14 protein-coding genes are annotated in these 14,642 nt (G+C 32.4%); all 14 read left to right on the top strand.

What is annotated here, in order from left to right:
• Positions 1-354: 354 nt before the first annotated feature.
• The 14 genes from EHQ43_RS18535 to EHQ43_RS18605 all read left to right on the top strand — a co-directional run bounded on the left by EHQ43_RS18535 (position 355) and on the right by EHQ43_RS18605 (position 14,555).
• Positions 355-945: a hypothetical protein gene (locus tag EHQ43_RS18535; RefSeq protein ID WP_135771995.1), complete on the top strand. Its 591-nt coding sequence runs from the start codon at positions 355-357 to the stop codon at positions 943-945.
• 269 nt (positions 946-1,214) lie between these two features.
• Positions 1,215-1,907: a hypothetical protein gene (locus tag EHQ43_RS18540; protein ID WP_135771996.1), complete on the top strand. Its 693-nt coding sequence runs from the start codon at positions 1,215-1,217 to the stop codon at positions 1,905-1,907.
• Between the two features lie 276 nt (positions 1,908-2,183).
• Entirely contained in the window at positions 2,184-3,104 is a 921-nt protein-coding gene (locus tag EHQ43_RS18545; protein WP_135771997.1) for a hypothetical protein, read from the top strand.
• 243 nt (positions 3,105-3,347) lie between these two features.
• Positions 3,348-3,731, top strand: coding sequence for a type II toxin-antitoxin system RelE/ParE family toxin (locus EHQ43_RS18550; RefSeq protein WP_135771998.1), 384 nt, complete (start codon positions 3,348-3,350; stop codon positions 3,729-3,731).
• A complete protein-coding gene (locus EHQ43_RS18555) occupies positions 3,728-4,009 on the top strand; it encodes a helix-turn-helix domain-containing protein (protein ID WP_015679786.1) in 282 nt (93 codons plus the stop codon). Before EHQ43_RS18550 ends, EHQ43_RS18555 begins: the two co-directional genes overlap by 4 nt.
• Before the next feature lie 209 nt (positions 4,010-4,218).
• Positions 4,219-5,031, top strand: coding sequence for a hypothetical protein (locus EHQ43_RS18560; RefSeq protein ID WP_135771999.1), 813 nt, complete (start codon positions 4,219-4,221; stop codon positions 5,029-5,031).
• Positions 5,032-5,284: 253 nt separating this feature from the next.
• On the top strand, positions 5,285-6,235 hold the full coding sequence (locus EHQ43_RS18565; RefSeq protein ID WP_135772000.1) for an SMEK domain-containing protein: 951 nt from the start codon (positions 5,285-5,287) through the stop codon (positions 6,233-6,235).
• Positions 6,236-6,463: 228 nt separating this feature from the next.
• Positions 6,464-8,209: a DUF2326 domain-containing protein gene (locus EHQ43_RS18575; RefSeq protein WP_135772001.1), complete on the top strand. Its 1,746-nt coding sequence runs from the start codon at positions 6,464-6,466 to the stop codon at positions 8,207-8,209.
• 545 nt (positions 8,210-8,754) lie between these two features.
• Entirely contained in the window at positions 8,755-9,642 is an 888-nt protein-coding gene (locus EHQ43_RS18580) for an LA_2444/LA_4059 family outer membrane protein (protein WP_135772002.1), read from the top strand.
• A gap of 189 nt (positions 9,643-9,831) precedes the next feature.
• Entirely contained in the window at positions 9,832-10,872 is a 1,041-nt protein-coding gene (locus tag EHQ43_RS18585; protein ID WP_135772003.1) for a hypothetical protein, read from the top strand.
• A 215-nt stretch (positions 10,873-11,087) separates the two neighbouring features.
• The gene (locus EHQ43_RS18590; RefSeq protein ID WP_135772004.1) at positions 11,088-11,675 is read left to right on the top strand and encodes a hypothetical protein; all 588 of its coding nucleotides are present in this window, start codon (positions 11,088-11,090) and stop codon (positions 11,673-11,675) included.
• 246 nt (positions 11,676-11,921) lie between these two features.
• On the top strand, positions 11,922-12,266 hold the full coding sequence (locus tag EHQ43_RS18595; protein ID WP_208731151.1) for a hypothetical protein: 345 nt from the start codon (positions 11,922-11,924) through the stop codon (positions 12,264-12,266).
• Positions 12,267-12,483: 217 nt separating this feature from the next.
• Positions 12,484-13,305 (top strand): hypothetical protein, encoded by an 822-nt coding sequence (locus EHQ43_RS18600; protein ID WP_167481832.1) that lies wholly within the window; start codon positions 12,484-12,486, stop codon positions 13,303-13,305.
• Positions 13,306-13,469: 164 nt separating this feature from the next.
• Complete coding sequence (locus tag EHQ43_RS18605; protein WP_135772007.1) at positions 13,470-14,555, top strand: TFIIB-type zinc ribbon-containing protein; 1,086 nt, start codon at positions 13,470-13,472, stop codon at positions 14,553-14,555.
• Positions 14,556-14,642: the final 87 nt, after the last annotated feature.

Here is a 14,642-nt window from a genome sequence, read left to right on the forward strand (position 1 = left end):
GCTCAATTTAAATTATATAACAAAATGTTTAATTTAACTTAAATAGCTAAATTGATCTAAATGAATAAAATTTAAAATAATTAACTTTATTTTAGTTAAATAACTATACTTTGCCTTAGGAACAAAACTTAAATTATCGTAACAAAAACCACAGCGTATAACAGCGACTTACCGCTTCGCTTCGGGACTAGCCCTCGCTCGGCCTACGGCAAATTGTCCTCCTGGCATTCGCCTTGCGTTCGCAAGCTACATGCCAGTCCCTAACGTCCCGTCGGGACTCAGGGTCGGGGAACTTCGGTAAGTCTAGTTCGTTATGCGAAATATCGAAAAATAGAATAATAAGGAAATTAAAACATGAATAATTGGTTTGAACACAATCAAACGAAAAGCATAATTGCTTATACTCTTTTAATCGCAGCATCGTCAATTTCTGCAACTTACTTTATTATTGATCAACAGAAAGTTGAAATTCTTCAATCTAAAATTTCATTTCTGGAACGAGAATCAGATAGCATCAGAAAGGAAAATGATTATTTAAGGCGTCTATTAAATGAAATCCCAAATGCTATACCGTTTTTAATTAACAAAAACAAAGAATTATCTGACCAAATTTATAATTTCAAACGAGAAACGCAGGAAAATAAAATAAACAATGAAAATACTGATATTAAAGACTCAGAATATTCTGTAAAAAAAAGAAAGAAAGTTGGAGTCGCATATTTAGATCCTAAAACAAATATAAGCTTTTGTGTTACATATATAAATTATTCAAGAGAAGGGACTATAACTTTATCACCTCCAAACGATTATCCTTTCACAATAAAAAACATAAGCGCAGGATATAGTTGGAATTATAATTATAAGGGGAAAAAATATAAAATATTCTTACTTGAATTAGATTACATAGCATCTGAGTATGAATTTGAACTCAAAGAATACAAATAATGAAGCTTAAATTAAATTCAAATATTTTACAAAAACAAAAATATCACAAATAAGCTTTTGTTACAGATTACATTCGATACTTCGCATAACAGCAACTAACCGCTTCGCTTCGGGACGAGCCCTCGCTTGGGCTGCGCCACATAGGCTTCTGGCACTCCCCTTGCCTTCGCAAGTGTCGTGCCAGTCCCTAACGTCCCGTTGGGACTCAGGGCCAGCCTACGTCGGTTAGTCTAGTTCGTTATACGCCATAGTCAAAAATAAATTAAATCATGAACAAATCAAAAGATTTTAAAAAACTTATCCTTTTTCTATATCTATTAATTCATTGTATTAACAGTGAACGTGAGTATGAAAACCGTAAGGATAGGCATATAAATCTCTCAAAAAATGAAATGACAAGAATAGAAAAATCGGATTATAAATTAAATTTGAATGTAAAAGTATTTAATTTTCGATTCAGATTTTTACCTTACATTGAAGCTAGTGACCAAAATATTGTTATTAATGATTTGCAAGAAGAATTTAAAATGATTGCAACATACGATTCGACGCTTTTTAAAAAACTAGATGAAACTGGATTTCAACATTCCAATATCTTAGATCAATATTACAATGTATCCATTGATCTAAGATACAAATTAAACGGCGATTCTAAAGAAAAATATCTTCCTACCATAATCTACATGATTGAACAAGGTAAAATCTTACAAGGTAGAACATCTTTTAACGGAGTTGGATTGAAGATATTTTTGAGATTTTCTATCTTTGATAGATCTGGAAATGAACTTGCTTATTGCCAAAAAAAAGTAATTGCGAATACATTTTCAAATGAATTTTTATCAAAATTTGTTCTTGAAGAGAATTCTCCTTTTCTAAATGATTTAAATGACTCTTTGAGAAAAGTTAACTATTCTTTAATTAATGAAAAGATAAATTTTTGCAAAATGGAACTATTTAACTAAATAAAATATTCTTGATAATAGTTATCATTCCTTTCTGATAATTTTAACTAAAAATATATTCATTATACTATGACTACGGCGTATAACAGCGGCTTACCGCTTCGCTTCGGGACTAGCCCTCGCTCGGTCTGCGACACATAGGCTTTCTGTCACTCGCTTGCATACGCAAGCTGCGTGCCAGTCCCTAACGTCCCGTTCCGGGACTCAGGGTCAGCCTACGTCGGTAAGCCTAGTTCGTTATTTGCAATGTGACAAATCAATAGCTAATAAATATAAATGAACAAAGTAAATATATTCATTAAATCTAAAAAAGAATTGGATGAATTCATTACATCTCTAACTGAAAATCCAAATAATTTAGATGACTTATTAGATTATTTCCACAATGAATATTTAGAAATTAAAACTACATTCACATTTTTTATGGAAATATATAGTGAAATTGAACTAGAGGATGAAATTGAAAATCATTTAAGAGAATTGGTATTTAAATTTTATTTAAGCTACAATACAATTAATTTAATCGGAAATTTTAAAACTCAAATTTACGGAAATAAACTTACTCTTGATGATAATTCTATCGCTGCAATTCTAAGAATTATGCTAGAAATTAAATTAAAAATTTTTTTTATTTTCGAAAATCTAAATAATAACATAAACATCACTCAATTTAGATTTAACATTTGGAAATATTGCGACATCAAAAGTTCGAAGAAGCAATTAATAAATTTTAAGCAGGAAAAAATTCAAGATGAAAACTTAGAAAAAATTTATTCATTAATAAAATCAAATGTTGAATACCAAAAAATATCGAGAGAATCTAAAATTGCAATTAAAAAGGGTAATTGGGCGAAATTTCACAATGGCTTTTTATTTCCTAACTCAAAAGCTAACCTTAGCATTTTGGCTTCGTTTTGGTATTCACACTTTTCTAATTTTATACATACGTCATTTACTAGTTTAAACTTTAAAAATAATTTCATATCTGAAAAATCACGCCATCAAAATAAACTAATCTATTATGGTATGGCTTCGTTCTTAGGAAAAGAAATTCTAATTTTATTAAACTTAATTAAAAATCAAGCACTAGATAAAACTAATTCTATGTATAATCTAAACCTAATTGATAAATTTAAAATATGGAATTTAGAAATCCAAAACAATAAAATTTTCGAATCCGAACTCAATGATAATTAGTCACACTGCAAATAACAGCGACTTACCGCTACGCTTCGGCACAAGGCCTCGCTCGGCCTGCGGCAAATTCCCCTTCTGGCATTCGCCTTGCATTCGCAAGCTACATGCCAGTCCCTAACGTCCCGCAGGGACTCAGGGTCGGGGAACTTCGGTAAGTCTAGTTCGTTATACGACATCTGAAAAAATATATTCTGCATCATAAATAAGGATTGACATTACGTCATTTATGATGTAATGTGAACTGTGTCAACGAAATGGAAAATTCTTTATTTTACTGAAAAAGAGAATCAACCCTCCGAAATAGAGATTTTTATCAATTCTAAGGATGAAAGGAATCAGGCAAAAATATTCGCTTGGTTAGATAAACTGGCAGAGTTAGGGCCAAATCTCCCTAGACCATACGCTGACCTGTTAATTGACGGAATTCATGAATTAAGAATTAAACTTTCAGGATCACAAATTAGAATTCTATATTTCTTTTGTTATAAAGATTATATAATACTTACGAATCAATTTATTAAAAATACGGATAAAGTTCCTAAAGCAGAAATTAATAAAGCCATTAAAAGAAGAGAATCTTTCTTACAAAAATATACAGAAAAAATCTTAAAGGAGTTAAATTTATGAGATCGTTAAAGAATCATTTAGATAATAAGTTAAAAAGTAAATCTTTTAAGGAAAAATTTGAAGAAGAGAAAGAACTTGTTAATATCTCTATTGAACTGCAATCTTTGAGAGAAAAAAAAGGACTATCCCAATCTGATCTAGCGAAAAAAGCACATGTCACACAGCAGCAATTATCGAAAATTGAAAATGGAGTAAATTGCAATTTATCTACTTTTTTAAAAGTATGTCATGCGTTAGATTTAGAAATATCAATTAAAAACAGAAAACTTTCGGCTTAGTTTCAGACGTCGTATAACTGCGACTTACCGCTACGCTTCGGCACAAGGCCTCGCTCGGCCTACGGCAAATTCCCCTTCTGGCATTCGCCTTGCTTACGCAAGCTACATGCCAGTCCCTAACGTCCCGTTTCCGGGACTCAGGGGCGGGGAACTTCGGTAAGTCTAGTTCGTTATGCGCCATACAGCTAGATTACTCGTTCAATATAATTATGCCCGCAAACAAGAGCAAGAACTTACGATCTGGAGATTTAGGTGAAGAATTCGGCCTATATCTCCTGAAGCCATACACTGTAATTTCTCAAGTTCCTCGAACCGAAGATGTTGGGATTGACGCAATAGTTACATTGTTAAAAAATCTTGATAACCGAAACTATACAGCTGGAAACTCTTTTTACCTTCAGCTTAAATCCAAAAGCATTTCAACCGTTCAATATTCCAAAGATGCAATACCTTGGTTATTGTCTTTGGATCTGCCGCTAATGTACGGTATAGTTGATCGCTTAAATTTCTCTATACAACTGTACTCCACTGCGAAGTTGTCTGAATATATTGCTGTAACGAAAGACATCTCGGAAATTACAATCGCATTTGACGATGATTACCAGATGCAGGACTTCTCAAATCACAAAGAAGGCAGTATTTCGATAGGGCCTCCAATACTTGACTTTGAAATTTCAAAGCATAATGACAGCACTTTTTATGAGACGTTTTACGCCATTGTTGCGCCCCACGTGCAACTCTTAAAAGAAAACCTAGAAACGCGAAGATTCGGATTCATCTATAATATTTCGTGGAAAACCAATGAAATACCTAAGCGACAGTTATGGAAATCGAGCCTATCAGCTAAAAATCCTGGGGAGGGATTTGAGCACATTGATAATTTGATGGCGCCCTATTTTTCAGTTTGGTTAGACGAATGCCTTCGAGGCAAGGAGCTTGAAACTCTGGAGGACAGGCTCGATTTGCTGAATAAAGCAAAACAAGCCATTCAGATTCTTAGCCGCCCCAGAGACAAGTCTTAGCTATGATCGCCGTACGGCGCATAACAGCGACTTACCGCTACGCTTCGGGACGAGCCCTCGCTCGGGCTGCGCCAAATTCCCCTTCTGGCATTCGCCTTGCTTTCGCAAGCTACATGCCAGTCCCTAACGTCCCGTTGGGACTCAGGGGCGGGGAACTTCGGTAAGTCTAGTTCGTTATCTGCAATGCCGCACGCTTTTTTTTTGCGCCTGCCATCCGTGGCAGGCTATTTAGGATTTTTTTAGGTATAATAAAATGATTAACAGAGAAGAAATGATCAACCGGATCTCATCCACATTGACTTTTTTACAGTTTCTAATAACAAATAAAAATTCATTAAATTTAACAGATTTAAATATTCACGCAGAGAATTTCTATAAAGACTTATTTGGATTAGTATTCGGCACTAATTTAGAAAACACCAATGCTCATAAGAAAAATGCAGCCCATATCGATTTAATTAATAAACACAGGAAAGTTGCATACCAAGTAACAGCACAAAATGATAGTACAAAATTAAAGGAATCAATTGATGGATTTCTATCCGATAAAGAATTTGAAGACTTTTCATTAAAGATCATCTTAATATCCAAAGATGCGAAAGATTATAGATCGGATTTCACATTCGATGGGAAATATAAGTTTGATCATACAAAGGACATAATAGACGTCCCCCGGTTGTTAATAGAAATAAGCAATAAGTCGATTGATGAAATAAGCAAAATTGCGGATTTTCTGGAAAAAGAGGTAAATATACCTAGGTCAAAATGTGAATCAAATGAAGTCGAAACTATCATGAAACTATTGGAATATCTAAGCAATGATGCAAACTATAAGAAGATCGACAAGGATTACGAATGCGATCCAAATCAAAAAATAAACAATCGCTTTCGTGAACATGCCACTGAATTTAAAGATGAGTACATGCGTTTATACCCAATTTATCTAAACTCAATAACTGAATCTAGAAACATGTTCGGATTGGATGGAGTGCGGGCGGAAAAGATATCAAGTTTTCTAATATACATAAGCAATCGGCATCTAGCGGAGGCTTCCAATAATCCGATATTAGCATTGGATACACTTACCGATTTTTTTGAAGATAAAGTAAATTTAAATGCGATAAAAGCGGATGTGAGCGCTATTAGATTTTATCTTTTGAATGAAGTAATTGGTTGCAATATCTTTTCGGAGGATAGACGCTGAATATGCTAATTTCAAAGGATGAAAAAATTAAGACCTCTTCTGTGTTCGTAGCTTCGCGAATTCTTAAGATGTTTCACAACAGCAACAAACAGCGCATATCTATATTTGATATTTCGAAAGAATTAAAAAAAGAAAACATAACACATTATCGCCAAATATTATTTGGACTTATGTTTTTGTATTCAGTCGGAATCATAGATTTTGAAGAACCTTATATTCGGATTATAAATGATTAAATTAATAAAACTATTTAGCGATCCTGAAATATTTAATCCGATCATTTTCAAGTCTGGATTGAACTTGATTCTCGGGGAAAAGTCAGAAAGCAGCAATAAAACAAATGGAGTTGGAAAATCTATCTCGATAGAATTTTTAAACTACTGCCTATTAAAAAAGGCAAGTGATAGCAGGGTATTAAACATACCTACCGAACTAATTGATCCATCTACGAATATTAAATTAGAACTGTATATTCATAGTCATCACTTAACAATAATTCGAAATATTGGAGATCCTGATAAAGTAGCGATATTGATAAATGATTTAGAGAAGACATTCGATAGTTTAGAAGATGCATCTGAATATCTTGGAAATCTGTATTTTGAAGGATTTCTAGACTACAAGGTCAAGATTAGTTTAAGAAATCTTTTAGCTCCAATTATTCGAGATGAAAAATCCGAATTTAAAGATATAATAAAATGTTACGATACTGATAAGAATATTCCAAGAGATTACAAACCACATTTATTCTTTTTAGGATTGAATTTAGATCTATATTCAGAAATTCGAAAAATAATTGACTCACTTGAAAAGAAAACAAAATACGCATCTGAAACCAAAAAACTTTTAACCAATAATCAACAAATTAAAATTAGCGAAGCAAAGGCAAGGTTAAATGAATTAGACCATGAAGTAGCATCAATAAACAATTCAATTGAAAAATTGAGAAACAAAGATTCATACGATTTAATTCAAACAGAAATTATCGCACTTGAAACTAAGGTTTCCGAACTGAGAACAATACAGAAAGCAACTCAATTTGAAATTAAGCAAATTGAATCATTGCCAATTCCGGAAGATATAAGCGAACAAGAAATCAAGATTTTATTTAATAATTTCAAAGAAGGACTAGGAGATATTGTTTCCAAATCAATTGAAGAAGTTAAAGTTTTTAAGAATAAGATAGATGGTTTTAGAAATTATTTGGTTGGTGAGCGTCTAGCAATTCTTAAAGAAGGGCTATTTACTTTGAATTCAGAGCTAAGAGTTCTAGATGAAAGCTACACTGAAAAGCTTTCCTTGATCGAAAAAGGAGAACTATTAAAAGACTTAAAAACTTCTTTAAATATTTTTAATAATAAAAATGAAGAACTTAATAATTTAAAAGCTTTGATTAATCGATTCGATATAGCCGAAAACGAGAAAGAAGAGTTAAAGATACTAAAAAATAATAAATTACATGAATTTCGAGATAAAATCCTGGAAAAGCAAGAAGTTATAAAGAGTTTTGAGCAAACAATCTTACTAGTTCACGAGAGAATAATGGACAATCGAAAGGCCCATTTTGAAATACAGACCGTTAATAAAGCAAATGTCAAAGATTTTTTGTATTTTGATCTTAGAACCGATGATGATGGAAGCCATAGTACGGATCGAGTCAAAGTTCTTATTTATGATATTGCATTACTATTTAATGAACAAACATCAAAACGACACCCTAAATTTTTGGTTCATGACAATATATTTGATATAGATCAAGATTCTCTTGAAAAAAGTTTAATTTTTCTGCATAATCAAGAAAAAAATAATTTAAATGATTTTCAATACATACTAACATTAAATAGAGACATACTAGAAGCGATCGAACAAACAAATAAACTAGGTTTTAATATCGAAAACTATAAAAGAGCCTCTTATACGAAAGAAAATCGATTTCTTAAGAAAAAGTATACTGAGGTAAAAAGACGTAAATGAGCTCAAATCCTATATATATTTATTCTCGGATACGGCTAGATTACATCCACACGTATGTTTTGCAGACGGATTCTATATACTTCATTAATACTTCTCAGCAATTTCTGTTCGGACTCTCGTTATCGATTTAAAAACCTAGCCTGTTGTAAGTAAATTAAAAAGAAAAAACCCTACTAGGAAAAATATGGATTAATGCGAATATGAAGTTCGTGTAAGTATATTACTGAATATAAAAGTTGAAGCAAGTGATTTAACAAGTGACCAGATAGTTTTCTATCAGAGTTTAATACACAATTTTACTGGTAATACTTATCCGGCTCCGCCCTCCGTGGCTTCGCTCGGTTTATTTAGACGCGGCACAGCAGATAACAACGACTTACCGCTGCGCTTCGGGACTGACGCCCTCGCTAGGGCTACGCCACATTCCTCTCCGTCACGCTTCTTGCGTTGCAAGAAGCCGCGCCGACGCTAACGCCTTCTCCGAAGGCTCAGCTACGAGGAACGTCGGTAAGTCTAATTCGTTATACGCAATTTTAATAAAATTTATGAAAAAAAGAAAAATATTAACTCTAATTATATTAGCAATCTCAAGCCTCAGTATTAATTCGGAAGAAGTTGAAAATAATGCCAAAGAAAGAAGAGCAAACCAAATTTATATCAGAAGAAATAACGGATATGCTGCACCGAATGAATTTAATATGTATAACAGTCTTTTTCCGATATCCTTCGCATATGAAATACCTTCTATCCAATATAACACGTTCGGATTTGTTAGATTTATAGGTGATTCTAAGTTTAGTATTGAAGGAAACTTTTTTGAGTATAAAAAGACCAATTCCTCTTTTGATAGAATAAATCCTTATACAGATCAAATTAGCAGAGGAAATCTTGGTACTTATTATAGATCAGAACAGAACTTATTCTTAAATTACCATCTTATTGAAAATAGAATAATTTTTAACCTCGGAATACAAAGACTACAAAGTGATTTGAGCGATGGGAGATTTGCATTTTATAACTATAATTTTTCCCAAAATTTAAATGGATTAACGGCTGGACTGCTACTTGAATCTCCAAGATTCTATGGCCTCTATATATCAGCAGGTTACAGATATTCTATCCTAAGTGGTTTTACCGAAATTAACCACTCAATTGTTACTTCAGCTAGAAATTTTGAATTTGCCCATATTAAAGACAATCCATTCACTAAATACTATGCTACAGAAACAAAACTTTTAATTGGTTACGAATTAACTGACTCCATCCTATTATCTTTAGGTTTTATTGATCAATCTGCAAAAGTTGTTCAAAATAGAAGTCAAATCATCACTAGTGATTCTTTTTCTACGATTTTAATTAGATCAAATATTGAATATACTGCTAAGTATGAATATTTCGGTTCCACCTTCGCATCTATTACTTATAAATATTAAAACTGCGTATAACAGCGTGGAAACGCTGCGCTTCGGCACTTGCGGCCTCGCTTGGCCTGCGGCACATTTCTCTCCGTCACGCTTCTCGCTACGCAAGAAGACGTGCCGACGCTAACGCCTCCTTCAGAGGCTCAGCTACGAGAAACGTCGTCTCCACTAGTTCGTTATACGACAGTTTTAAAAAACTATATGAAAGATTACATTTTATATTATTTAGGCGCAGGATCTAGTGCAAATTCAATACCAGTGGTAGGTGCTCTATCAAATAGAATGTCTGCTTTTAAAGGCTATTTGATTAATTCTGTTAATTTAGAAAATCAAACTTTTCCTAAAGATAGTGGAATAGAAAGAACATTAATAGAAATTAGAGATGAATTTCTAAATAACATTGATTGGCTAATTGAGATGTCAGGAAGAAATTCCATAGACACGTTCGCTCGAAAGTTATGGGATGCAAACAAATTAAAGGAATTAAGAATATTGAAAGCTACATTAGCTTGTTATATTCTACTAGAACAAACAATATCAGATACTCAATATTCTTCTCTTGATCATAGATACGAACACTGGCTCACAAAAATTACCGAACGCGATAGAGAGGAAGGAATACCATTCTTAAAAAGGAATTTCAAGGTTATAAGCTGGAATTATGACATTCAAATTGAAAAAGCCTTAGAATCAATTAGCCAAATTGATTTAAATGTCCCAGTTTTCGAAAAATGGGGTATCTACCCAAAAACAGGCAGATATGACTCGAATTCATTAAATTCTGAAAATACTTCGATTATTAAATTAAACGGTTCCGCAGGTCTTCTAATTTCAACAGGGGAAGTCTACTCGTTACTTACTAATACCTTTAAAACATTCGATAAAAATAGTGTAATCAATGGTCTATCTGTTTACTATCAATATAGTTACAATACGAAGTCGACTCAACCTATTTTCACATTCGCTTGGGAGAAAAATGCAATGGCGGAAAATGGAGTTATAATCGCAAAAGAATTTGCCAAAAATGCAAAGGAACTATTTATTATTGGATATTCTTTCCCAGATTATAACAAGGATATTGATATAGAAATAATTAGTGAAATGGATAATTTAAAAAAAATTACACTTCAAATAAAAAATGATGTTCTTGAACATGTACAAGACATATTCAAGTCATTGAAACCAACAGTAGAAATAAAAATTGATACTGAAATTACCCAATTCAAAGTTCCATATCTTTAAAACCGTCGTATAACAGCGACTTACCGCTACGCTTCGGCACAAGGCCTCGCTCGGGCTACGCCAAATTCCCCTTCTGGCATTCGCCTTGCGTTCGCAAGCTACATGCCAGTCCCTAACGTCCCTTCCGGGACTCAGGGTCGGGGAACTTCGGTAAGTCTAGTTCGTTATGCGAAATGTTTTAAAAAAATTTTGGAAAAAAAGATTAAATCAAAATCATGAAATTGAAATTGCCGATTTATATAATTCTTATTTGTAGTTTATTTATTTTAAGTGAATGTATAATTATACGAAATAATAAGATAAATGAACCAAGCTTAAAAAACCTTATAGATTCCAATAAAATAGGTATTACTTTAACTTTAAATGGATGTTTTCCCGATGATTTAACTCCGTGCAACTATTCAACAAAAAATTATGCTCTTTTAATTAAACATTTGATTAAATCTAGTATGATTTCTGATATTAACGGTAGCTCAAAGGATTTGAAAAAATCAGATTATATTATTGATTTTTACTGGAAAGAAAATATCCGGAGTTTTCATGATATCTTAACTGAAATGGTATCTGTTTTTTCAATAGGACTAATACCGACATATAGAAATTATAAAATAACCTTAGTTGCCATCATAAAAAGTAATACTGGTAGAATTTTAAAAACTATCGAGTTTTCAGAATCTTTTCTAGAAGTTCGACATCTATTTCTGGCATACAAATGGTGGTTTAACAATGAAGATAAAAACGAAACAATAAAATCTAATATGATTGATTTACTTTTACAAGATATTGCAGAAGTTAACGAATAAATATAATAAAGTTGGTTAATAAAATTGAAAAAAATCTATAAATTCTATTTTTTCTTATATTTAATATTTATTACAAACTGTCTAGTTTTACGAAATAATGAAACTCAGTCAATATCACAAAAATCAAATTTAAAGAAACTTAATCTTACTATTTTGATGCAAGGTTGCTATCCCGAAGATCTTATAAATTGCAAGTATTTAAGAGAAAATTATGAACTCCTCAATATCATATTTGCAAAATCAAACATGATTTCACAAATCAACGGAGACGCAAATAATTTGAAAAGTTCGGATTTTGTAATCGATCTGTATTGGAAAGATAAAGAGAGTCCCCATTACTTCGCTACTGTATCTATTTCCGTAATTTCACTTTTATTTATACCTACTTATAACAATGAGAATATTCATTTAACTGCCATTGTTAAAAAAAACAACGGTGAAATTGTTAAAACCTTTGAATACAACGAAACTTATTTAACGATCCGACAAACGATCTTAATTTTAGCTTTACCATTTCAAGATTTAAATGACAAAGAAATAATAAAAGAAAATATACTGAAATCTCTTTTAAATGATTTATTAAAACTATAAACTTAAAAAAAAACACTTCGCATAACAGCGACTTACCGCTACGCTTCGGGACTTCGCCCTCGCTCGGGCTGCGCCAAATTCCCCTTCTGGCATTCGCCTTGCTTACGCAAGCTACATGCCAGTCCCTAACGTCCCGTTCCGGGACTCAGGGTCGGGAAACTTCGGTAAGTCTAGTTCGTTATGCGTAATCCTGCAAAAAATTTTAATAAAGGAAAAAATGAATAAAAAATTTTTAATTCTACTAGTTTCAACTATCATCCCTTTCTCAGGAATTGTTGGAGATACAAATAGATACGGACTATTTCTTGAGGCGATCTACGGAAAGCCGATTTCCTTTCCACACACTAACCCAAATAACGTTTCTGGTGAGCTTTATTCCAATAGAAAAGGGACTGTAGACACCTTGGGCTATTTTGTTAGAACTTATGGTACTGAAAATGAATATTTATACAGTACTTATGCTTTTAGAAATGCTGAAAAACCTAAATTATCTGGTGAAAATTATTCAATTCTATTTGAATATGTCTTTAAATCTAATTTCGGATTGGGATTTAGTTTAAATCAAAATAAATACAATTTAGAAAATCTTTCTATTGATAAATTTGAAGGAAATTTAATTTTAAATGTACTCAGTAACTTGTATCCAGAACGAGCTTTATCCATTCAAGATAGAACTAATTTAGAAATTCTTTCTCCTTACCTACAAATTGACATTCGAAATTTCCTGATTCTAAATACTGCTTCAATTAATGTTTCTTATCATTTTCTAAAATCATCAAATTTTGACCCATATGTTAGAATTCATGGAGGATATGGAAATAAATCTAATTCTCAACCTACTATTCTACAATATGGTATTTCAATAGGTTCCAGATATTTTCTATCTGACAATTTCTATATTTTGAGCGATCTACAATTCAACAAGTCGGATGCAGTTTATAATGCAAACAGTTTCTTTGGGAGCGGCGGTGGCCAAACTATCAGATGGTCAATTAATGAAGTCAATATCCGTTTTGGAACTGGACTTAATGTATGGTAGCAGGACTACGCATAACAGCGACTTACCGCTTCGCTTCGGCACTTGCGACCTCGCTCGGCCTAAAGGCACATTCCGTGTGCCGCTAACGCCTCCTCCGGAGGCTCAGCTACACGAAACGTCGGTAAGCCTAGTTCGTTATGCGTCATGATTAGAATGGATATAATATGAAATGCCCACGATGCCTAAATAATTTACACTTATTAAAAAATTCAGAAATGAAAACTCACCATTGTATGAGTTGTGATGGAATTTTTATAAATACAAAACAATTAGATAGAATTAAATTCAATTCATTATACTTAAAAATCGATGAAATTAAAAATAATACTGCGAATAGACTTAATCTTAAATGTAGTAATTGTAATAAGCCATTTCTTCAGTTTTCTTACCCTTTCAATGAAAATAATCTAATTTTAGATTACTGCAACAACTGTGAATGTCTATGGCTTGATTATGAAGAAAAATATTTCTTAACATTAAAAGAGAAAATCGGAGGCTACCTCGACCCAAGTCTAAATTCTAATAAAAAATTTGAATTGAATCAAAATTTTGAGAAAGAACTTATTAAAAGCATTCAAACAAAAATAAATGATAGAAATCGAAAAATTCTCATCAAATCCAGTTCTTTCAATATTTACAATATCATAACTATTGCTTCTATTTTGATTATAGCAACCTTGCTTATATTTCTACTAAACTCTCAAAATCCTATCGATTCTTTCCAATCTTTGATAAGCAGAAGCGGAGGAAATCGTAGGAGTTATAGGTATTTACCATTAAAAGGCTTTTTCTATCATACGAGCTTTCTAAATCTATTATATACATCTTTCTTTTTTCTAACATTTACTTATTTATTAAGAAAAATTTTTAAACCAGTAGAATTTATTGCGATGATATTTTTGTCTCAGTACCTCGGATTCCTTTTTATTTCCAGGCAAATTAAAATTCAATCCTTATCGGGAAACCTTCCAGCTGTATCTAGTTTAATTGCCTTGTATTCTGCTTACTTTTCTCTCGATACATTTACTATATTTTTCAAAAATAGACTTCAATGGCTTCCGCCAATAATTACTATATTTGTAAATCCTAAAATGTATTCTATCATATGGTTAATATCTATTTCTATCATTTGCTTAGAAACTAACCAAAAAGAGATCCTATCTCTCTGCATTGGCGGAGCTATTACTGGAATCATTTTTGGATATTTAAAATTTAATGATATTTTAGAAAAGTTTATATATTATAAATGATAATCACGACGCATAACAGCGACTTACCGCTACGCTTCGGCACAAGGCCTCGCTCGGCCTACGGCAAATTGTCCTCCTGTCACTCGC

Source organism: Leptospira bouyouniensis, assembly GCF_004769525.1.
In the GTDB taxonomy this organism is placed as follows: domain Bacteria; phylum Spirochaetota; class Leptospiria; order Leptospirales; family Leptospiraceae; genus Leptospira_A; species Leptospira_A bouyouniensis.